Source organism: Megalodesulfovibrio paquesii, assembly GCF_054653055.1.
The window spans coordinates 307,118-329,260 of record NZ_BAAIGQ010000007.1 but is presented as its reverse complement, the minus strand read 5'-3'; the positions used below and the strand labels follow the sequence as shown (position 1 = coordinate 329,260).

Annotated in this window: 18 protein-coding genes; 14 read left to right on the top strand and 4 right to left on the bottom strand. The window is 62.8% G+C overall.

What is annotated here, in order from left to right:
• Positions 1-26: 26 nt before the first annotated feature.
• Complete coding sequence (locus ACYQ00_RS17885) at positions 27-2,099, bottom strand: glycosyltransferase (protein ID WP_460033450.1); 2,073 nt, start codon at positions 2,097-2,099, stop codon at positions 27-29.
• Between the two features lie 371 nt (positions 2,100-2,470).
• On the opposite strand from ACYQ00_RS17885, the gene neuB reads away from it, so the two are divergent.
• The 7 genes from neuB (at position 2,471) to ACYQ00_RS17850 (ending at position 10,259) form a co-directional block, all read left to right on the top strand.
• Positions 2,471-3,535, top strand: a complete 1,065-nt coding sequence (gene neuB / locus ACYQ00_RS17880; protein ID WP_460033449.1) for an N-acetylneuraminate synthase — start codon at positions 2,471-2,473, stop codon at positions 3,533-3,535.
• Positions 3,532-4,530 (top strand): TIM barrel protein, encoded by a 999-nt coding sequence (locus ACYQ00_RS17875; RefSeq protein WP_460033448.1) that lies wholly within the window; start codon positions 3,532-3,534, stop codon positions 4,528-4,530. Before neuB ends, ACYQ00_RS17875 begins: the two co-directional genes overlap by 4 nt.
• Complete coding sequence (locus tag ACYQ00_RS17870) at positions 4,527-5,993, top strand: aminotransferase class I/II-fold pyridoxal phosphate-dependent enzyme (protein ID WP_460033447.1); 1,467 nt, start codon at positions 4,527-4,529, stop codon at positions 5,991-5,993. The genes ACYQ00_RS17875 and ACYQ00_RS17870 overlap by 4 nt, the downstream gene beginning before the upstream one ends.
• The gene (locus ACYQ00_RS17865) at positions 5,990-6,757 is read left to right on the top strand and encodes an acylneuraminate cytidylyltransferase family protein (RefSeq protein WP_460033446.1); all 768 of its coding nucleotides are present in this window, start codon (positions 5,990-5,992) and stop codon (positions 6,755-6,757) included. The genes ACYQ00_RS17870 and ACYQ00_RS17865 overlap by 4 nt, the downstream gene beginning before the upstream one ends.
• Positions 6,745-7,659 carry a dihydrodipicolinate synthase family protein gene (locus ACYQ00_RS17860; RefSeq protein WP_460033445.1) on the top strand — a complete coding sequence of 305 codons (915 nt, stop codon included), beginning with the start codon at positions 6,745-6,747 and terminating at the stop codon, positions 7,657-7,659. The genes ACYQ00_RS17865 and ACYQ00_RS17860 overlap by 13 nt, the downstream gene beginning before the upstream one ends.
• A 4-nt stretch (positions 7,660-7,663) precedes the next feature.
• Complete coding sequence (locus ACYQ00_RS17855; RefSeq protein ID WP_460033444.1) at positions 7,664-8,698, top strand: N-acetylneuraminate synthase family protein; 1,035 nt, start codon at positions 7,664-7,666, stop codon at positions 8,696-8,698.
• 64 nt (positions 8,699-8,762) lie between these two features.
• Entirely contained in the window at positions 8,763-10,259 is a 1,497-nt protein-coding gene (locus ACYQ00_RS17850) for a hypothetical protein (RefSeq protein WP_460033443.1), read from the top strand.
• 51 nt (positions 10,260-10,310) lie between these two features.
• Here ACYQ00_RS17850 and ACYQ00_RS17845 read toward each other — a convergent pair whose 3' ends face one another.
• Both ACYQ00_RS17845 and ACYQ00_RS17840 read right to left on the bottom strand, forming a co-directional pair.
• Entirely contained in the window at positions 10,311-11,861 is a 1,551-nt protein-coding gene (locus tag ACYQ00_RS17845; protein ID WP_460033442.1) for a glycosyltransferase family protein, read from the bottom strand.
• A gap of 128 nt (positions 11,862-11,989) precedes the next feature.
• Positions 11,990-13,360: a tetratricopeptide repeat protein gene (locus tag ACYQ00_RS17840; protein ID WP_460033441.1), complete on the bottom strand. Its 1,371-nt coding sequence runs from the start codon at positions 13,358-13,360 to the stop codon at positions 11,990-11,992.
• A gap of 373 nt (positions 13,361-13,733) precedes the next feature.
• On the opposite strand from ACYQ00_RS17840, the gene ACYQ00_RS17835 reads away from it, so the two are divergent.
• The 6 genes from ACYQ00_RS17835 (at position 13,734) to ACYQ00_RS17810 (ending at position 19,151) form a co-directional block, all read left to right on the top strand.
• Positions 13,734-14,675: a hypothetical protein gene (locus ACYQ00_RS17835; protein WP_460033440.1), complete on the top strand. Its 942-nt coding sequence runs from the start codon at positions 13,734-13,736 to the stop codon at positions 14,673-14,675.
• A 63-nt stretch (positions 14,676-14,738) separates the two neighbouring features.
• On the top strand, positions 14,739-15,557 hold the full coding sequence (locus ACYQ00_RS17830; protein ID WP_460033439.1) for a hypothetical protein: 819 nt from the start codon (positions 14,739-14,741) through the stop codon (positions 15,555-15,557).
• An 83-nt stretch (positions 15,558-15,640) separates the two neighbouring features.
• Complete coding sequence (locus ACYQ00_RS17825) at positions 15,641-16,246, top strand: hypothetical protein (RefSeq protein ID WP_460033438.1); 606 nt, start codon at positions 15,641-15,643, stop codon at positions 16,244-16,246.
• Between the two features lie 367 nt (positions 16,247-16,613).
• Positions 16,614-17,366, top strand: a complete 753-nt coding sequence (locus ACYQ00_RS17820; RefSeq protein WP_460033437.1) for a hypothetical protein — start codon at positions 16,614-16,616, stop codon at positions 17,364-17,366.
• 605 nt (positions 17,367-17,971) lie between these two features.
• On the top strand, positions 17,972-18,667 hold the full coding sequence (locus ACYQ00_RS17815) for a type 1 glutamine amidotransferase (RefSeq protein WP_460033436.1): 696 nt from the start codon (positions 17,972-17,974) through the stop codon (positions 18,665-18,667).
• A 4-nt stretch (positions 18,668-18,671) separates the two neighbouring features.
• Positions 18,672-19,151, top strand: coding sequence for a pyridoxamine 5'-phosphate oxidase family protein (locus ACYQ00_RS17810; protein ID WP_460033435.1), 480 nt, complete (start codon positions 18,672-18,674; stop codon positions 19,149-19,151).
• Between the two features lie 568 nt (positions 19,152-19,719).
• Here the strand turns inward: ACYQ00_RS17810 and ACYQ00_RS17805 are convergent.
• Positions 19,720-20,517 (bottom strand): AraC family transcriptional regulator, encoded by a 798-nt coding sequence (locus ACYQ00_RS17805; protein WP_460033434.1) that lies wholly within the window; start codon positions 20,515-20,517, stop codon positions 19,720-19,722.
• 354 nt (positions 20,518-20,871) lie between these two features.
• Here ACYQ00_RS17805 and ACYQ00_RS17800 point away from each other — a divergent pair, with 354 nt between their 5' ends.
• Positions 20,872-22,101, top strand: a complete 1,230-nt coding sequence (locus ACYQ00_RS17800; RefSeq protein ID WP_460033433.1) for an efflux RND transporter periplasmic adaptor subunit — start codon at positions 20,872-20,874, stop codon at positions 22,099-22,101.
• The last annotated feature ends 42 nt before the right edge of the window (positions 22,102-22,143 follow it).

The window sequence follows — 22,143 nt, the reverse complement described above, 5'->3', positions numbered from 1 at the left end:
GAGCATCTCGAAATTTAATGCAAATATCATGCTTGGACAGCACGGCGCTGCAGCACTTCCTCGTACAGGGCTTTGTAGGCCTGCCCCTGGTGCAGCAGGGTAAAGCGGGTCAGCACCGTCTGGCGGCAACGCATCCGCAGCTGCTGTCTGGCTGGGGCGGGCATGTCCCGCAGTTCGGCAATGGCTGCGGCCAGGGCGCCGGTATCGCCCTTGGGAACAAGTCGTCCCGTGCCTGCGGGGCCGGCATCCACCATGTCCGGGATGCCTCCGGTGCTGAAGCCGGCCACGGGCACGCCGCAGGCCATGGCCTCCAGCACCACATTGGGCAGGTTGTCTTCCAGGGACGGAATCACAAGACAATCCGCAGTGTTGTAGGCCATGGCCACGTCTGAGGGCGCATGCAGTGTGCCCAGGTGCATGCACCGGAAAGGCAGCTTCACCTGGGCCAGCTGCCCGGGGGAGCCAAAGGTCAGCAGCATCAATTCCGTCGGGCTGGCCATGGCGCGCAGGTGTTCCAGGGCAGCCAGCAGTTCCGGAAAGCCCTTGCGACGCGTGTGCAGGGCGTCCGAGCCAAAGATCACCACGAAGGTATTGTCTGCAATGCCCAATGCCTGACGAATCGCACCGCGGTTCATGGGCTTGAATACGTCCGTGGGCACGCCATTGGGAATGACGTGCACCGCCGCCTTGCCCAGCAACGAGCTGCGGCGCACTTCTTCGGCAAGCCACTGGCTGGGGCAGACCACGGTGATGTCCAGCTCCCGGTAGGCGGCCTTTTTTCTGGCCCACTGCTCCCGGGAATAGTCGTTTTCCTCGCTGGAGCCCAGCTGCGGGCAGCGGCCGCAGTAGCGCTCGAACTCGCGGCAGCCTTCGGCGTAATGGCAGCCGCCGGTGATTGGATTCATGTCGTGCAGGGTCCAGACGATGGGCCGGCCGCGCAGGAATTCCACCTCGCTGGCCACATCCACCGTGCCGGGGATCCAATGCAGCTGGATGATCTGGGCCGTCTCCAGGCCTGGAATGGAAGAAATTGCCGTCTGCGCCTTGCAGTCGCTGAAGATTTCATAATAGTTCGGCCGGGCCGGGTAGGCAGCCAGCCGGGCGCGGGTGGTGGCAACATAGGCAGGCCAGCTGCTGTGCACCAGCTCACCGGTATGCGGTTCCCTGGCCACACGGGCCTGGCCGACGGCAGGGATGACCCCCACGCCAGGAGTGTGTTGTTTGCTGGAGGCAACATACAGGAACGAGGCCGCGTGCACCGCCTGCAGTCCCTGATGCAGCCGGAAGGCCGCACCGCCTGCGCCCCCGGCAGGTTGCATGCAGAAGCCGGCCACGCGCAGGGTCGTGGTGGTGCCAGCAGGTTTGCGGGCTTCCATGAAGAGGGAGTCCGGCTTGCGGACCTTGCCGTCGGCTTCCACGTCCAGACCATAGCGCGCGAAGCCGGGGATGGCCGACTCCGCAGCCGGCATGACGCGGATCTGCTCGAATCCCACGTCGTGCAACAGCCGCCTGAGGGAGAGGCGGTCGTACATCCAGAGATGGCATTCGCCGGAAAGCCGAAACTGTCCCACCTCCTGGGCGGAGGGCGGAGCGTCAGAGGCGGCCGGGCCGGGGTTCGGATCGTCAAGAACCTGGCGCGCCTCGGCCCCAACCCGCTCCAGGACGAATTCGCGCGCCGGAACAGGCCGGCGCTGCCAGAATTCCAGCATCTCCCCGCCACTGGCGTGACGGACCAGCTGATCCAGCAGCTCAATGGTCATCCATTCGTGCCGGGCTTCGGCCTCTGGCGTGTCGGCCTGGGCGTCTGCGAGCGTCTGCAGGTAGGCCCTGGCAATACCCTCCAGATCCGGCACGGCCACACGCAGGATGCCGCCGGGCAAGAGCACCCGCAGGCACTCCCGGAGAAAGGCCCCGGCATCCTTGCGAGAAAAATGTTCCAGCACATGGGAATGATACACGGCGTCAAACAGCTCGTCCTGGAAGGGCACGCCATGCCGCAGGTCATAGCCGAGGACATGCGGAGGCCTGGGAGCCACATCCACATTCACCCAATCGGGATGAAAGGTGCTTCCGCAGCCAAGATTGAGCAAACGCGACATGAACTCCTCCTCCGGAACCAGCCACTGTGGCAGCCACCGCCAGGGCCTGCGCGCCAGTGTGTTGAATGAGTGCCGCAGAGCCCGCGCACGGCGGCGGCCTGAGCCGCACTTCCGACGGGTTCGCCGGCGGGTTCCCTGCATCAACCTATGAGATTCTCTTGTAATGCCAAAACTGTTCCAGCCTTGCGAAGAAGGATGGTGCAATCCTTGCTATGCACGCATGGATGCACGAACAGCACCTCGCGTCAACGTGGCAGGTGCTCCTGCAACGCAATGAACAGTGCCTCGCCGTATTGCACCAGACCGCGCCGTCCGGCCGGTCAGGGGCGGGACGGCCCGGGTGAGCACTAAGGACCTGGGAGCGCGCAACAATGATCAAACCTATGATCAAACCTATCCGCATTGGCCAACGCCTGACGGGCCCGGACGAGCCTGTCTGCATCATCGCCGAGGCAGGGGTGAATCACAACGGCAGCCTGGAGCTGGCCAAGCGTCTGGTGGCCGAGGCCCGGCGCCAGGGGGCGGATTGCGTCAAATTTCAGACGTTCAAGGCCGAACGGGTGGTCACCAGGGCGGCAGCCAAGGCGGCCTATCAGCAGCGCCTCACGGATCCGGCAGAGTCCCAGCTGGCCATGCTCAAACAGCTGGAGCTGGGAGACAGCGATTTTGCCGCCCTGGCCCAGTGCTGCAGGGATGAAGGCATTCTCTTCCTGTCCACCCCCTACTCCTTTGAGGATGCGGATCTTCTGGATGAGCTGGGGGCGCCGGCCTTCAAGATCGCCTCCGGCCAGGCCGTGGAGCTGCCATTCCTGGCCCATGTGGCGACCAAGGGCAAGCCGATGCTGCTTTCCACGGGCATGTGCACCCTGGCCGAGGTGGCCAGCGCCGTGGAGGCCATCCGCCGGGCCGGCAACGAACAGATCATCCTGCTGCAGTGCACCACAAACTATCCCTCGGCTCTGGAAGACGCCAATGTGCGGGCCATGGTGGCCATGGGAGAGGCCTTTGACTGTCTGGCCGGCTATTCCGACCATGCCGAGGGGCTGGCAGCCTCCCTGGCGGCAGTGGCCCTGGGGGCCTGCGTGCTGGAACGGCATTTCACCCTGGACCGCACTCTGCCCGGGCCGGACCACACCAGTTCCATGGAGCCGGCGGAGCTGGGCGAACTGGTGCGACTGGCGCGCCAGACCCAGCTGAGCCTTGGGTCGAGCCACAAGGCGCCCTGTGCCCAGGAGCAGGCCAACCTGCCGGCCATGCGCCGCAGTCTGGTGGCTGCGCGGGACATTGCGGCCGGCGAGGTGCTGGACTGGAGCAACCTCTGTTTCAAGCGCCCGGCCGGCGGCCTCAGTGGCGAAACCGCCCTGCGCGTGGCTGGCTGCACGGCCCGGGTTGCCATTGCGGCCGATACGCGCATCCACTTCGGACTTCTGGCATGAACACCGCAACCTGCCCCCCCCCTGCGGAGCTGGATCCGGATTCTGGCCCGGCCATTGACGATGGCAACGTGTTCGCCTCCAACGTCTGCTTTGCCGCCTCCACGCTGGACGAGCTGGTGCATCAGGCGCGACAGGCGGGTGTGTCGGGTCTGGAACTGAGCGCCGGGCTGGCCTGTCCGGTTGCCGGGGACGGGCCGGCTGCCGTGGCGGGACTGGCCGCAACCCTGGCCCGGCACGTCGCCGAATCGGGCTTCCGCTTCCGCATCCACAACTATTTCCCGCCGCCGGCCAACCAGTTTGTCCTCAATCTGGCCTCCAATGATCCGGACGTACTCAAGGCCAGCCTGACCCTGTGCCGCACGGCCCTGCAGCTCTGCGCGGCGTTGGAGATTCCCTATTACAGCGTCCATGCCGGGTTTTGCGTGCATGCCTCGCCAGCGGATCTGGGGCGGCCACTGCGTTCCTTGCCGCGCATCCCGGCCGCACAGGCCCAGGAAATCTTTGTGCAGTCCGTGCAGATCCTGGCGCGGGAGGCTGCGGAGCTTGGTCTGGAACTTGCTGTGGAAAACAATGTGGTGGAAGACAGCAACTTTTTGCCGGGCGATCCCTTGCTGCTTGGTGGGGAGCCGCTGGAGTTGCTGATGCTTCTGGAAAGGATTGCTGCGCCAAACGTCGGGCTGCTGCTGGATCTGGGCCATTTGCATGTCAGCGCCCGGACCCTGGGATTCGAGGTGGATAGCGCCGTCCGGCTGCTGGCCCCGCATGTGCGGGTGGTGCATGTCAGCCACAACGATGGCCTGGCGGATCGTCACCTTCCCCTGCCGCCCGATGGCGGCCTGTTCCGGCGGCTGGCTCCGCTGCTGCCGGGGGGGGTGGATCTGGTGTTGGAAGCCTGGCGTGTGCCGTTCCAGGATCTGCGGCCGCAGCTTGATCTCCTGGAGGCTGTTTTTCGCTCCGGCCGGATTCCGCCGGACAACAGGGAGCAGATCGCATGAAGGACATTCGCAAGAACATTCTGCCGCACGACGCCGTCATCAAGGATGTGCTCACCGCCCTGAACGCCGGCGCGTTCGGGATTGTGTTTGTGGCAGACACCCAACTCACCGTGCAAGGCATCTTCACCGATGGCGACGTGCGCCGGGCCATCCTCAAAGGCGCGCATCTGGATTCCCCCGCCCGCGACCACATGCAGCGCAATTTTGTGTTCGCCCTGGCCGGGCAGCCTCGGGAGACTTATATGGACAAGTTGACGGACACCATCCGGCACCTGCCCATCCTGGATGATCAGGGCCGGCTGGTGGATTTCATCTCCCTGGCGGAACTGTGGCGCATGCCGGTCATGCAGCCCCACCTTGGCGGCAATGAGCTCAAATATGTGACGGACTGCATTGCCTCCAACTGGATTTCCTCCCAGGGCGCCTACGTCCGCACGTTTGAACAGGAGTTCGCCCGTTTTGCCAATGTGCGCCACGCCCTGACCACCAGCAACTGCACCACGGCCCTGCACCTGGCCTTGCTGGGCTTTGGCGTGGGCCCGGGCGACGAGGTGCTGGTGCCGGATGCCACCTTTGCCGCCACGGCCAATGCGGTGGTTCATGCCGGGGCCACGCCGGTCTTTGTGGATGTTTCCCCGGAAACCTGGACCATGGACCCCGACCGCTGCCGCGAAGCCATCACCCCGCGCACCAAGGCCATGCTCCCGGTGCATCTTTACGGCCACCCCTGTGACATGGACCCGCTGATGGAACTGGCCCGCGAGCACGGGCTGGTGGTCATCGAGGATTGCGCCGAGGCTCTCGGGGCGCGCTACAAGGGCCGCAGCGTGGGATCCATTGGCGATGCCGGCTGCTTCAGCTTCTTTTCCAACAAGATCATGACCACGGGCGAAGGCGGGATGATCACCACCTCCAACGTCCCGGCCATGGAGCGCATGAAAGTCCTGCGCGACCACGGCATGAGCCCCACGCAACGGTACGTTCACGAAACCGTGGGCTTCAATTATCGCATGACCAACCTCCAGGCTGCCATTGGTCTGGCCCAGCTGGAACAGGTGGACAAGTTCCTGACCCTGCGCCAGCGTCTGGCGGATACCTATGGGCATCTGCTCAAGGGTATCGCCGGGCTGACGATGCAACCCAAGGCTCCCTGGGCCCAAAGCATCTGCTGGCTGTTCACCGTGCTGGTGGAAGACTCCTTCCCCCTGACGCGGGACGAGCTGATGCGCTGGCTGAATCGCGAGGGGGTGGATTCCCGGCCCTTCTTCCCCCCCCTGCACAGCCAGCCGGTCTTTGCAGGGATGAGTCCGGTGCAGCCCGTGTCCTTGCGCCTGTCCCAGCGGGGCATCAGCCTGCCGTCCAGCAACACCATGACCGCCGAGGAGGTCGAACGCGTCTGTCGCAGCGTACGGGACAGCGTGGCCTACCATAATACCCTCAGCCTGCTGGAGGAGGTGGCATGAGCACCGGCCAATCCGTCTGCATCATCCCTGCCCGCGGGGGGTCCAAACGCATCCCCCGCAAGAATCTGCTGCCCCTCAATGGCAAGCCGCTGCTGGCCTACACGGTGGAAGCCGTGCTCCGGGCCGGGGTTTTTTCCGAGGTGTACGTCTCTTCGGACGATCCGGAGATTCTGGAACTGGCGGTGGCCGTTGGTGCGCAGGCGGATACCCGGCCGCAGCGACTGGCGGGCGATACGGTGAAGGCCGTTGAAATCATATCTGAATTCCTTGACCGTCCAGGACATGCCGGGCAGTACGACGTGGTGGGCATGTGTCTGCCCACCTGCCCCCTGCGCACGGCTGAAGACGTGCGCGAGGCCATGGCCCGTTTTGCACGGCATCGGGCCGAATGCCCGCGGCTGATCGGCGTGACACGGTACGAGTTTCCGCCCCAGCTGGCCTTGCGCGCCCTTGCACCGGCCAACGGCAGCCGACCGGGCTGCATCGAACGCATGGACATGCGCGAGCCGGAGGCCTATCAATTCTCCACCCGCAGCCAGGAAATCGAGCCCCTGTATTACCCCAATGGCTCCATCTACCTTGCCACCGTGGAGACCTATGTTCGGGAAAAAACCTTCTTTGGCCGCCCCATGACCGTGCACGTCATGCCGCCGGAACGCTCCTTCGATATCGACTACCCCTACCAATTCACCGTGGTGGAACAGTTCATGGCGCAACTGCAGGCGCCCGCCAGAGCGCAGGAGATGGAACCATGTCAGCCGTAAGCGCGCAGTTTCGGGTGGAAGGCCCTGTCTTTCCCCTGCCCGTGCCCTTTGGTGAGGACGGCAGCCTGGATCTGGATGGTCTGGCCGGCTATGTCCGCTACCTGATCGACGCCGGCGCCCGGACGGTGATGACCACCATCGGCACCAGCCGTTTTTCGCTGCTGACCGAGGCGGAAATGCTGGCCGTCAACGAGACGGCCGTGCAGGCCGCCGCGGGCCGGGCGACGGTCATCGTCACCACGCCCCCGGCTGGTCCGCTGGCCCGGGCGCGGGAATTCGTCCACCACGCGGCCACCATCGGCGCAGCGGCCATCCTGAGCGTTTTCCCCGACCGGTATTATGGGGAAGAGGCGGCGTACGAGTACACCAGGGCCGTGGCCGAGAACAGCCCCCTCCCTATTCTGCTGCATCTGGCCCCCATCCCCAATGGGTTTGGCGGCGCTCCCTATGTGCCCTCGGTGGCCCTGCTGCGCCGGCTGGCGGCGCTGCCCGCCGTGGCCGGCATGAAGGAAGAAAGCCACAGCCCGGCCATGAGCTACGCGTACAACCGCCAGCTCGGCCAGGATCTGTGCATCATCGGCGGGGCTGGCGGCATGCGCGCCTATCTGACGGCCTCCCTCTGGGGGCAGCCGGCCTATCTGGTGGGCATCGGGAATGTGGTCCCCGCCATTGAGCTGGAATTTTTCGAGGCCGTGCGGACCGGCAGACTGGACCGGGCCCGGGCCATCGTCTTTGAGGTGGAGGAGCCCTTTTTCGAGACCGCCTGCCGCCATGGCTGGCATCTCTCCCTCAAGGCCGCCCTGGCCGGCCGCGGCCTGATGCCGCCCTGGGAACGCGCGCCCATGCCCATGCCGGGCCAGACGATTCGGGACGAACTGGTGCACCTCTTACCCGCGGACTGATCCCATGCACTGCATTCGCCTTGGTTCCAAAGAAGTCGGCCCGCAGCGGCCCGCGTACATCATCGCCGAGATGGCCTGCGCGCATGATGGCGATCCTGCAAAGGCCCTCCGTCTGGTGGAAGCCGCCGCCACGACTGGCGCGGACGCCGTGCAGCTGCAGTTTTTTTCCAGGGACCATCAGGTCACCCCGGACCATCCGGCCTATGCCACCCTGCAACGCATTGCCTTTACCCGCGAGCAGTGGGAGCCCATCGTCGCCGCGGCGCGCGCCACGGGGCTGGATGTCCTGGCCTGTACCTTTGATGTGCCCAGCGCCCGGCTGGCCCTGGAGTTTCGGGTGGATGGCATCAAGCTCAACTCCTCGGACCTGTCCAATCCGGACCTGCTGGATCTGGTGGCCGCCTCGGGCACGCCCTTCACCCTGGGGACCGGCGCCTCCACGGTGGAGGAGATCTGCGCCGCAGTGCTTGCCGCGGAGCGCCACGCCCCCCTGCACATGATACTCATGCATGGCGTGCAGAACTTCCCCACGGCCATTGCCGATGCGCACATCCGCCGCGTGGGGCTGCTGCAGCGTATTTTCGACTATCCCGTGGGGTATGCCGACCATACCGACGGCTCCCTGCCGGAATCGCCCCTGATGGATCTTCTGGCCCTGGGCGCCGGGGCCTGCGTGCTGGAAAAGCACTACACCCTGAGCCGGGCCGAAAAAGGGGTGGATTATCAGGCCGCGCTGGAGCCGGAGGAGTTCGCCCGGTACGTGCAGCTGGTACGCACGGCGGAGGCGGCCCTGGGGCCGGCGCGGTTCAAGACGCTCTCTGAATCCGACCGCACCTACCGCCAGTTCCAGAAGAAATCCATCGTCGCCGCGCGGAATCTCGCGGCCGGGGAAGTACTGACGCGGGACATGGTGGAATTCATGCGCACGTCCGGAGAGCCCGGCCTGCCGCCCACGGCCTGGTCCGCGCTGAAAGGCCGGCGTCTGACCGCCCCCCTGGCCCGGTATGCCCAGGTGCTGCACAGCAACCTGGGTGCCTAGCGCCTCCACGGCAGGCTGCAGGCTCCCGGGCAGCCCCGGCCGGCAACATGGAACAAACATACCGATGAATCACCGCACCCTGACCGAGCAACTGGTCGAAATAGAACGCCGCTGCGATGTCAACGCGCTCCGGCATCACGGCCTGCGGGTGTGGCCGGTGATGCGCCTGGCCATTTGGCAGTGCATCGGCGGCCCGGCTTCGCAGTTTCTTCGCCTGCCCGGTCCGGACATCAAAAGTACCCGGTTTATCCTGTCTCCTCGCAGCCAGGCCGCCCTGACAGCCCGGCCTGCCCAAATCGGGCCGGCCGGGCAGGAACAGGCCGGCCCGGGCCCGGACTTTTTGCTGTTCTCGGCCAGTGGATACTACACCGACCGCTGCAATGGCCTGGCCTACAATCGCCATGTGGATCCTCTGCTGGATCTCTTCGGAGAAACATGGAACATGGTGCCGCTGGAACTTGCGGAAGGCCAGCGCGCGCCGGCCCTGCCGCGAAAATATCCGGGATTGACAATCAATTATACAACACAGTGCCGGGAGGTGCCCGTCTCCAAGGCAGGGGTGATCACCGGTTTTGATTCCTTTCGCCACACGACGCAGGCCGTCCTCGGCGAGGAGGTGAGCGAGGCGCGCTTCCTGGAAGAACTGATCACGCTGCGGGCGTGGCGGGCCTTGTACACGCAGATCCTGCAAGCGTTGCAGCCCCGGTGCGTGGGAATTGTCTGCTACTACCACGTGCAGGCCATGGGCCTGGCCTGGGCCTGCCGCTCGCTGGGAATCCCGTGCGTGGATTTGCAACACGGCAAGCAGGGAAAATACCACGGCATGTACACCCATTGGACCTGCATGCCCCCTGAAGGCTACGAGCTGATGCCCGATCATTTCTGGATGTGGGGGGAGGAATCCCGCCAGAACCTGACCGCCGGTCTGCCCGAAGACCGCACCGCCCCGGTGGTGTTCACAGCAGGCAATCCGTGGCTGACGCTGTGGCTGGATGGCCCGGGCTGCGAGCCGCCGCCAGAGGCGCTGCACCGGCTGGAAGCCCGCTGCGCCGGCCGGCATCCCGTGCTTGTATCCCTGCAACCCCTGGCAGAACCACTGCCGCCGGCCTTGCTGCAGGTCATGTTGCAGTCTTCGCCGTCCTGGCTGTGGCTGCTGCGCCTGCATCCCCGGAATGCATCAGAGGCCGGTCCCCTTGCAGCATGGCTTGCAGAAAAAGGCGTGCGCAATGTGGAAGTTACCCTGGCCAATGAAATGCCTTTGTACAGCCTGCTCAAACGCAGCGTACACCATGTGACCGGCTTTTCCAGCGTGGCATACGAGGCCCTGCAGTTCGGCCTGTCCTCCACCCTGTTTCATCCCACGGCCCTGGATTTGTATCCCACGTACCTCGAATGCGGGCACTTCCGGTACGCGGACCGTGCGGAAACCATCCTGCACAGCGTCGCCAGGGGCATTGTCGAGCCAAAGCGTCAGGAACACAATCCTTACATTCTCCATGGCCAGGAGAGAATGCGTCAGTGTCTCGCCAGTCTGCGTTCCGGGAAGCCCCCCTGCTGCTGACCGGCGAAACGGCCACGCGGGTGGCGCATTCTGGGCGCGCCCGCTTGTCCGCTATTGGATAGGGGGCGCGATCTGCTGGAGCAAGACTGTGGCGCTGGCACTGTGTGGAAACGCCTGCAACTCTTCCTGCAGTGCTTCCCGTGCGCGTTCCGACTGATTGAGGGCCAGGAACACCCTGGCCCGCAAGACATCCACACCCGGCGCGGCCACCGGCAATGCCTTTGCGGCCATGGCCAGCTGCATTGCCTTGCGGTACTCGCCGCCCTGCAACAGGGATTCGGCAAGCTCCATGGCCTGCTGCAGCACCGGGCCCACCAGGGCTTCCTGCGTGGTGCCCCTGGCAGCCAGACGGCCAAGGCTGGTGATGACCCGCTCAATGCTGTGCGCCGGGAGCGCGCGGGAATGCAGTTCCGGCGCGTGCGCGTCCTGTTGCCGGGCCAGATGGCGCTGGATGATGGCATGGAATTCCTGGATGCGCGCGGCCATTGAATGGTCGCGCTGGCACCGCGCCAGACCGGCCGCGGCAATCTCCTGGCGTTCCTCTTCGTGGGCGAGGTAGTGGCGCAGCTTGTCCACCATTTCCTTTTCCGAAGCGTAGGTGACGATCTCCTTGCCGGGCACAAACAGCTCATGCAGGTTGTCATAATGCTCGGTCAGCAGGCAGGTTCCAAGCCCCGTGGCCTCGAAGAGCCGCATGTTGGCCGTTTCGCGGCCGGCAAGGTCCTGCAGTTCGCCCTTGGCGTTCAGGGTGGCAATGCTGCCTCGCACATCAAAAATCAGTCGGCTGGCGCGCAGGAGTCTCCAAAGATTCATGCCATAGACCGCCCCCTGGCTGACTGCCCGCGTCAGCGGCGTGGCAGTCTCCAGCTGACCGCCCACATGCATGCGCAAGGAATACTGGGCTTGCAGGGAAGCCTCCACCAGGGTGTGGAGCATGCGGATGCGGGCCGGGTACTGATGCCCGTTGACCTGCCCGTAAAAACAGACGTCATGCCCCTGCGGCACGTCTTTTACCGCATCAAAGAGCACCTGCGGAAAACCCGGGTAAAAATGCACGGCCTTGCGGGCGCCTCGCTCCAGGGCAATGCGGCGCATCCCGGCCAAGCAGGAGAGGATCACGTCAAACTCGCTCACATCCCAATCGGCAGGCACATTGGCGGCGCGCCAGCCGAGCACCAGCCGCGGCCGCCGGGGCAACTGCCGGACAAAGCCGGAATCATAGTGGATTGGATCCGTGAGGTACAGAATGTCCGGATTGAAGGCCTCGATCTGCGCCAGCAGGATTTCCCGCATGGATGGGGCGCGGCGCGGTCCCTGGGCCAGCCCGTTTTCAAAGGCCCAGGCATACTGGGCCGGCAGGTTGTTGCCAATGACCACATTGGTCTCATACCCAAGCGAATCCATATGAAAGCCAAGCATATGGACGGCACTGAAGCCGTCTTCCTTCAACACCTGCAGCTGGGTTGCGTACGGAGCCTGCGCAAGAGCTGGAAACTGGCTGTACAGCTGGGCCAGATACTGGTCATAAAACGTATGGACCTGCATGAAACGCAAGGGGCGACCTGCAGCAGACTGTGCTTGCGAGGAAATCTGGTGGTCCATGAGGGCTCCATATGGTTTCCCGGGGTGACAAGACGACAACCCTGGGAGCGGACGTTACGCAAGCGCCGCAATCCGGCGCGGCCAGCCTGCATCTAATAATGCAAGAAATCTGGCTTGAGAACCAAACACTAGAACATGACCAACGTATCGTATTCCAGATGCATCCATTGCATGGGGTCAATGGGTGCATGGGCGCGGCGCAAGAGATCGCTGGTGCAGATCACCGGGGTGGCCACGCCCCTGGGCGTGCGCTTGGCGGTAAAGGCCACCGCCGCCACCAGTCGGCGCAGGTACAGATTACGCCCCGGGTTGGCCGCCACAAGCGTGCCAAGCATGGGCGCGAAGAACCGGCGAATCGTGTACAAGCCAAAATCGTAATACAGCGTGAAATCCCAGTTCATGGCGTGATACTGATGCATGGCCACTGGGGAATAGACATAGGCAATGGGAAATCCCGAGGCCATGGCCCAGTTTGGCAAAAAGATATCCCACCACGGCAACCCCAGGGCATATTCCGAGGCAGGAACCTGCGAGGCAAACGTCGGTGGGAAGAAAAACACATCAAAGCCCGGCTCATGCACCCAGCCGTGGGCGTCCTCCAGGCTGTGCATGTTCACGCGTGAGCCGTAGGTGAACGCCGTGCGGCCGGAATGGGCGATGGTGGCCCAGTCCTCCGGCGTGCCGCGCATCACGATATCTGCGTTCACAATGCCGCACACCTCGGCCCCGCTGGCGGCAAGGCATTCCATCACCGTGGACAGGTATTGGAAATCCTTCCCGAACTTCTCCCTGGCTGTCACCTCGCACAAATGGAAACGCACCTCTGGAAAGTGCGGCGCCAAAAGCTCCGCCTCGGCCTTTGTATTGACGGAATAGACCGTAAAGCCGCGTGCAAGCCAGGACGCCACCGCCTGCTGGGAGCGCTCAAAATTGCGCGGCGGCAGGCTGGTGCAGATGGCCGTGTTCGGCATGGCATGCCGCGGCAGGCGCTCTTTGGGCATGATGGCGGCCTTGGCCATGCCAAAATTGAGATTGGCAAACAGATCTCCCGGCTGCGCCCGCAAGGCCCGGCCGAACAGCTCCAGCGCGGCCCCTGAATCACCTTGCACAAAGGCAATGAAGGCCTTGTATTTTAGTGCCTGAAAATGATTGGCATTCCGCTGTAGAACCTCGTCAAACACCTGCACCGCCTCGGCAAAACGCCCCAGCCCGGCCAGCTGCACCCCTTTTTCCACCAGGTAGAACAGCTGCCCTGGATGCGTGCGACAGAGGCTCTCCGCGGCGCGCAAGGCACCCTCACGGTCATTTTTGCGCAACTGGCGCAGCACGGGTTCAAGCCGGTCACGCGCCGTGACGCGCGCGGGCGGCTCGTCAAAATCCGACCCGATCCTCGAAAACGCGACATCCTGGGGAAACAGCATGGCGCGTTGCACCTCCGTCAGGGCAGAGACGAAACCGGCGGCCTCGGGCCCGGCCGTGTGAGCAAGATCGTATGTCATAAGTGCAGCATGTTGGCTGTGGTGAACGAGGGGACGGCAAGACGGCAGTTGTCCGCCTGCCTGCCGGGTGTCAACTTTTGCACGGCTGCAGTTCCGCATGCGAGGATCATGCCGGACGGGTGTCCCACACCCAGGACAGGGCTGTTCCCTCGGTCTCCGGGATGTAATGGCCTGGAGCTGCTCGTAGGACCAGGGTGCAGCCTGGCGTGCGGCATTCCCAGACCTCCTCGCCGGGGCCGCCCCCTCCTCCGGCCCGAGCCGGCGATAAAATCAGGATCGTAGATTCGCCCGCCACGTATCAATTGACAATAGACAGCGTTTTATCTATTTATCTGAACAATAATTCATAATAGCACATGAGGGGCAAGCAGTCATGAATCGATCAATAGCTTTACTAATTTTCCTCTGCCTCATTCTCTTCTCCTTCGGCTGTTCAAAATATCAACAAATTGACTTGCGGCGAAACGGCAAGGACACTCCGCCGTTTATCACCGAGGCAGCCGTCAAGGCCGGCTCCTTTGCCGAACTGGGGGAAGGCGACACCATTGCGGTGTTCCAGGGCTCCGTGTTCAGACTGGAGGACTCCAACGAGGTGTTGATTGCCTTGATGGCCAAACCCGGCAAACCCGAAGGCGACCCTATGAAGAGCGAGAGCCTGGGCGCCGCCAAGCACAAGCCGGACCAGAGCAAGGCCGAAGGCAAGAAGGCTGAAAAGCAGAAACCCAACCCCATGAAATCCGAAGAAACGCGGGCGGCCAAGCAAAAGCCGGACCCGCTCAAGTCGGAACAGCTGGGTGCACGGAAAAACAAGGAACAGAAGCAGGAACAGCCGGAAAAGCATGCCCAGCAAAAGCAGTCCGCCCCGGGCAAGCACAAGCACGCGGCGCTGTCCATCAGCAAGGAAGTGGCCCTGGAAAAGGAAGGCCGGCAACGCTTTGAGCACGTTGTGGAGCTCAAGGTGGACAAGGATAAAAAGCAAGCCACCTTCCGACTCCGACTCTTCAATGACGGTGACCTGGACTTCCAGGGTAATGTCCTGGTGCTCGATCATCTGGTGCGGGGCCTGCGCTTCAAGAATCTGAAGGCCGTGCAACATGCCGAATGCAATACGGCCAAGAAGGTCATGGCCTTCATTCCCCTCCTGAACCTGATTGCCCTGGGCATGGATGACTACACCTATACCCCCATCGCCCCTGGTTCCTTGCAAATGGAACAGCAAGTGGATGGCAACGTGTTGCATTTCTCACTGCAGAAGGTCTCCATGCCCAAGGCAACCGGCATTGCAATCGACTTTACCGTAGACATCATCGACTAGGCGCTGCAGTGACGATGAGCCCTCCCTGCAGAGGGCTCATCGTCAGGCGCACAGGATATTCTCATGCATGTCATGCGCGTTGCCCTCACGGGCCTTCTCCTGGCCGTGCTGGGCCTGTCTGCCGGCTGCGCAGTGATTACCGTCCCCACGCATCTGGCGCCTCTGCACTCGCCGTTTGCGGTCCAGGAGGTCGCCGCGTCCCGCGAAGGGGCAGGCGTCGAAGCCCCCCCCGCAAGACCTGCGCCGTTTTTGGTGATTCTGGTCAACCCCATCGGGCTGAACTATGCCAACCCCGAAGGATTCTTCACCAGTTTGCACAAGCATCCGCGGGGCGACCGCAAAAGCAATGCCGTGGGCCATTCGTGGATCATCCTCTCCGATGGTGACAACTTTCATATCGAATGCGGGCATACCGGCGAGTATGGCTTCCACGACACCTCCTACTACCGCGAAGTGCTGCGGGCGGCGCAGCGCGGGGAGGAAAACCCGGCCAGGCATCTTTGGGAAGCCAAACGCGACGGGCGCTACGAACCCCACAATGGCGGCAACACCCCGGCCTGTGCCGTCCGCTTCCCGCTCACCCCGGAGGCCTTCCAGGCCGTCAAAGACTATGTGGAACAGTACGATTATTCAGTTTTTTCCTTGACAGGTCCGCAATGCACCGGCTTTGCCGTGGGCGCTGCGGACCGGGCCGGCATCCACCTGGGCAGCCGGGTGACCCTGGCCATCCCCCAGTGGGTGCGCTTCGATGGGCGCGATCTGCGGCTCTGGACCGATCCGCAATACGCATCCATCACCTTCCACTCGCCTGATGTACTGGAGCGCAGCCTCAAGCTGGCCGTCCAACGCGGGCTGGGGGAGGATGTGACCGCACAGTACTGACGCTGTTGCCAATCGGAATGACCGCGCCTGTGAAGTCCACGCGCGGTTGAGCACACTATCTACTCCTGCAGGGATTCTCCACCATGGCCAGATTCTCAATGCGAAAAAGGCGACGCCGCACTGTGGCTTCTGACAGTGAACTGCATAACAGTATTGCCAGACAGGAACTTTGGATCAGCGTCATAGGCACTTTTGTCTTACTGGCTGGAGCAGTATTTGTTCCGTTGTATTATAACCACCTCACCATCTCCTCAGAAATCAAAAAACAGCACCACTTCAGCAAACAAAAGGCTTTTGAGACCTTTGCCGCTGTGTTCACCACATCCCTCAGCAAGTACGAACTGTATGCTCGCGAACTCGCCAAGCACGCCATGAACCGCACAACCGATGATCAGGCCATGGTGGAGGCCTACAAGGCCTGGTGTGAGGCGGTTCCGCCCGAAGTGGGCATTGTACAGCTCAGAATCTTCTTTGATGATGACCCTGCGCTGTCGTGCAAAATCGATGAACTGGAGGCCAAGTACAAAGAACTTGAGGAGTTTGATATCCGCAAGCAGTCCTATGACGACTTCCTTAATAAAGTGGATGCGATCCGCTTACAATACTTTGCCATCCTCCATCATGTTTCCACCTCCCTGGCCAAATCCCAGCAGGAACTTCTTAAATTCGCCCGAGCCCCATGGAGCTGATCATGCGAATGGTTCTATGTCTGGCGTTGCTCTTGGCCCTCGCGTTGTGCGGCTGCTCCAAAGCCGGCGGCCCTCGCCCGTCACCGCCCATCTTCCCCAGCGCCCCTCCCCAGCCGCCCCCCATCTGTGGCCAGCCCCCAACATCCTCTTCGACCTCCCAGACTGGCCAAACCCCGTGAACACCTGGGCGCCCGAGCAGGGCTTCTTTACACTTTTCATGTAAAAAAAGCGTATTACACTGCAACACCCAATTTCGGAGAATACCATGAGCATGCTGTCCCGTCGTGTGATTCTGTGTCTGAGTGGTTGTCTCTTGCTGGCGGCTGCGGCCTGTGTCCATCGTGGCGTGCCGACCGGAGACCCCTTCATGAGCATTGTCATTTTTGACGGCAACGACCCCGTGGCCCTTGCGGAAGACTATCCGAACATCGCCACGTTCGATCCAAGGACGGCGTTCGCGGATACCGAGTATGTGCAACGGGCCACGCGGATTGGCCAGAACCGCTATTTTGTCGGCGCCAAAACGCCCGACTGCACTGTCCACAAGCAGCGTCCGAATGCGAATGATTGCTGGGCTGCCTCCTTGCGGACCATGTTTGAACATGGGTATGCCGGGTATGAGCGCGATGCGGAAGCGACCAGCATCTTAAGTCAATTGACGGCCCAGACGGAAGCCGGCGATTTTCTGGATATCCTGGAGCATTCGAAGAACCGCCGCTGGGGGATGGACATCAGCCATCAAACGCTCTCCTCCCACCAGATCACCGAGGCGCTTGCGCGCGGCAAGTATGTGCTGGTGTACTACAATCCCACTGGTGCCGAGCTCGGGCATGCCGTGCTGATCATCGGCGCCACCTTTGCCATGGGCTACCCCGGAAAATACCCTGGGCCGGCCTTTGAGACACTGTACATCCTGGATCCTGATCCCAATAAACCGCTTTACCAAGAGGTCCAGGCGTCGGAAATTCTGCGCACCGCCTCCCTGGCGGCCAGCTTCAACACCCAGACAAACCCCAGCTCGAACAGCATTTCCCGCCGCTACCAGGTCCACCTGAACGACCGCTGCAAGTTCCTGCAGCATACCGGCATTCAAAGTATCTATCGGGTGGGGTGTTTCTGATCTGCTCCCATCGCGGTTCCGGCGCATGGCCAATGTCGCCGAGGGACTCGGCTGGCTGGGCTGTACCGTGGAGAGCAACCACTGCCCCATGGTCAGCAATCCCGGCCAGCGACTGAGACCCTGGCACGCTGGTCCGCAACTGGTCCTGCGGGTAAGCATCCCCGGGACGAAGCCTGCCATGTTGCAGCAGCCATCTGGCGGCATCAGTTGGCTGCTCCATCTCAACGCCTGCGTGAGGGGGGAACTGACGAGCCCAGGGCCTAGTGCCCTGTCCATCTCATTCCCCCCTTGCGCGATCGCGACAGCAAGAGTAGCATCCCTGCGGAACACTTTGCGGATACATTTGCGGCCGCGGCGGACAAGCCCAGCCAGCGCCCTGCCACGCCGGCCCCAGCCAGGGTCATGCCCCCACTGGCCCGGCGATATCGGCCTAGCGATGTCGGCCTAGCGATGTCGGCCCGGCCTGGACGTTGGCGGGCGGCCTGTGCGTCTGGACGCGTGTGAACTCCCGGCGTCTGCGTCAGGAGTTCGCCACCGGGGTGCCCGCGCATACCCCGCGCCCTTCCATGCCATTTTCTTTTTCCTCACCCCCTGGAGCGCCTGCCATGCGGTTGCACACATTGGAGCATGTTCCCTTTGAAGGCCCCGCCGCCATTACCGAACTGGCCGTCATGCAGGGCCACACGCTCACGCGCAGCCGTCTGTACGCCGGCGACCCCTTGCCCGCCCTGGCGGAGGTGGACGTCCTCTTCGTCATGGGCGGTCCCATGAGCGTGCATGACGAAGGGCAATTCCCCTGGATGGCGGCGGAAAAGGCCCTGCTACGCGCGGCAGTGCATGCCGGCACACGGATGCTGGGCATCTGCCTGGGGGCGCAGCTCCTGGCTGAGGTCCTTGGCGGGCAAATCACGCGCAATCCCCAGCGCGAAATCGGCTGGTTCCCCGTGCAGCTGACGCCAGAAGGCCGGCAGGCTCCGGTGCTGGCGGGCATCCCCGATACCTTCCCCGCCTTCCACTGGCATGGCGAAACCTTTTCCATCCCCGAGCAGGCCATACGCCTGGCCTCCAGCGAGGCCTGCGCCAACCAGGCTTTTGCCGTGGGGAACCGCATCGTCGGCCTGCAGTTCCACCTGGAGACCACCCCGCTCAGCATGGAACAACTGCTCACCCACTGCGCCGACGAGCTTTCTCCCGCCGGCCCGTACATCCAGAGCCCCGGGCGCATGCGGGAGCAACTGGCGCAGACCGCCGCGACGCATCCTGTACTGGTCCAACTCTTCAGCAACATGATTCAGGAGTGATGCCGTGCGCAAGGAAAAACGTGCCATTCGAGACAACGCCCAGGTGGAAGCCCTGCTCAAGCAGTGCACCACCATGCAGCTGGGCCTCTGGGACGGCGAAGAGCCCTATGCCGTGACTGTGAACTTCGGCTACGCCGACGGCTGCATCTATTTTCACAGCGCCAGGGAAGGCCGCAAGATGGACTGCATCCGCAAAAACGGGCTGGTCAGCTTCATCACCGTGGTGGAAAGCGAGTTGGTCCGGGCGGAAAAAGCCTGTGGGTACAGCACGTTCTACAAGTCCGTGAGCGGGTTTGGCCGGGCCGAGGAACTGACGGATGCCGAAGAAAAGGCCCAGGCCCTGGATGTGATCATGGCGCATCACGAAGGCCCTGTGCGCACCTACGACGCCCGGGTGCTGGAACGCACAGCGGTGGTCCGCGTGACGCTGGAAAAACTCATCGGCAAGGGCAACCCGGCCTTTGCCGGCGATCCCCAGGTCTGAGCAGTCCTTGCATAACCGCCTTGCAACAGGGCCAAAGCGGATTCCGCTTCGGCCCTTTTTTTTCGCCCTGCTGGCACGTCGTGCCGGGTGTGCCCCGTACCGCAGAGCAACCGGCCAGAACGAAGGCACCTAACCTGCAGATTGAGAGCGCTGACTTTCCTGTTCTTTTCTTCTTCGTGAGCAATGCGTAACATCCTCTCCGCATGCAAGAGGAACTTCATGCATACAGATTTTTTTCATACTGCAGAGACATTGCATTGAGCTGCCGCAGGCGTGATGCCGAGAGAGGATGGCGCAAACCTGGAGTTGCGTCCAGGCATCACCCCAAAAAGACCAACAAAATCACGAATAATACTTTACTCGTGAATAGTGAAGTTAGCTCAATACGTTGGGAGCTTGCATTGATTTCTTCACGAATTAATTTAATTGCGTGTTGCACTTGCCTTGCGGTCGGAGCTTCCACACTCACGAAAATTCACCCCCGTGATTCTCCTGGTGCAGCTGCAATGATCGACTTTCCTGACAGCAGGACGCCCTCTGGAAAATGCTCATTTCCCGAGGCCGGGACTTACCGCCCCAGGCCGTTTTCGGCAAAATAGCGAGCCGGAGATTTGCCCATGGCCTTGCGGAACATGGTAATGAAGGCGCTGGCGCTTTCGTAGCCCAGCTCCATGGCCACGGCCTGCACCTGCGCCCCCTGTGTCAGCTGCTTCAGGGCGATGAGAATATGCAGCTGCTGCCGCCAGCGGCCAAAGCTCATGCCCGTGTCCCGATGCAGCTTGCGGGCCAGGGTGCGCTCTGCCGTGCCCACCCGGCGCCCCCACTCGGCAATGGTGGCCCGGTCTGCCGGGTTGTTGAGCAATTCCGTGGCAATGGCGCGCAGCTTGTCGTCCTGGGGCATGGGAAACTTCAGCTGGGCCACGGGTGAGGCGACCAGCTGATCCAGAATCACCCGGACCAGTCGGCCGTCGGGGCCTTGCTCATCATACAGCACGGGCATTTGCGCGGCATACAGCAGCAGTTCCTGCAGCAACGGCGAGACGGAGAGCGTGCAGCACTCCGCCGGCAGGGCAGGAACGGCAACAGGCTCCACAAACAGCAGGTACACTTCCAAGGAACCACTTGCGCGCACTGTCACCGGCATGTAGCTGGGTATCCACAAGGCGCAACGCGGCGGCACAATCCATACCGCATGCGCAGCCTCGCAGGTAACCACCCCGCGCAAGGTGAGCATCAAATGCGCCTTGCGGCACGGCAGAATGGTTTTTTCCACGCTTTTGACCACCTCATCCACCCCCACTGCCACCACGTCTTTGGGGATTGCATCCGGGTCAAAGAACTCACAATCTGGCTTCAGAATCGGCATGGCTCGCGTCCGTCCTCAGTGGCGTGTGACATTTTTGAAACACATTATTGCCATGTTTATCCATCCAGTCAACACATTGGCGTATTTGGCTGTTTAAAGCAACAAAGTATGACCGGTTTGAAATATATTATGGCAAACTTTAGGAATGCCGCGACCCAAATTCGTTGTTATAGCAATTTTCCGTCAGCGACCCGAGCCGCACCCTTATGGACGCGTGCCGGCTGATGGCCAGTGAGGCTCACGTACCCTGCCTGCAACCATCCAGGCGTACACACCCTTGCGCGGCGCTGTACCCACGCCACCTTCCACTATTCAGTTCATAAGAGCCACCTCAAACACACGTCAGGATATCGTATGCGCACGAGCGCCATGTTTCTCCAGTGTTGTTGCCTTGCTGCCCTCCTCCTGCTCTCTGCGTGCAGCGAGGGTCCCCAGGCTGCGGACGCCCAGCCGGCCGGACCGGCCATGACACCCGAAGTGACGGTGTTGACCATTGCTCCCAGGCCTCTCACCCTGACCACCGAGCTGCCCGGCCGAACCTCGGCCCATCTGGTGAGCGATGTGCGGCCCCAGGTGAACGGCATCATCCAAAAGCGGATGTTTACCGAAGGGGCGGAAGTCAAGGAAGGCGAGATTCTGTATAAAATTGACCCCGCGCACTACCAGGCCACCTACAACAACGCCAAGGCCGCGGTGGTCAAGGCCGAGGCCAACCTCCTGCCCGCCAAACTCCGGGCCGAGCGCACGGCCAATCTGGCCCGCCAGGACGCCGTGAGCAAGCAGGACAACGATGACGCCCAGGCCACCTCTCGTCAGGCCGAAGCCGAGGTCCTCGCCGCCAAGGCCGCCCTGGATACCGCCCGCATCAACCTCGAATACACTGATGTGCGCGCGCCCATTTCCGGACGCATTGGCAAATCCGCCGTCACTCCCGGGGCGTTGGTCACGGCCAATCAGGCCGCCGCACTGGCCACCATCCAGAGCACCGACCCCATCTATGTGGATTTGACCCAGTCCAGCGCCGAGGTCCTGCGCCTGCGCCGTGAACTGGAGAGCGGCAAGCTCCATCGTGCCGAGGATGGCGGGGCCACCGTGACCCTGCTCATGGAAGACGGCCACCAGTACCCCCACGAAGGCAAGCTGCAGTTTGCCGACATCACCGTGGACCAGAGCACCGGCATGATCACCCTGCGCGCCGAATTCCCCAATCCGAACCGCCTGCTGCTGCCCGGCCTCTACGTGCGCGCCGTGCTGGCGGAGGGTGTGGATGAGCAAGCCATCCTCGTGCCCCAGGCCGCCGTCAGCCGTGACCCCAAGGGCACGGCCCTGGCCATGGTCGTCAAGCCTGACGGTGTGGTCGAGGCCCGCCCCCTGGTGGTGGACCGCGTGGTGGGCGACAGCTGGCTGGTCAGCGCCGGACTTTCCGCCGGCGAAAAAATCGTGGTGGACGGTCTGCAAAAGGCCAAGCCCGGCGCCACGGTAAAAACGGTGGAGGCCGCCCCGGCCCAGGCCCACACTCCCGCTGCGCTCAGCCAGGCCGAATCGCAGCCCGGTGCGGCCGCGAACGCGCCGGCTGTCCAGTAAGGATCCCTTCGGGACACGCCTTCCAGTCACTCCCCAAGGGAC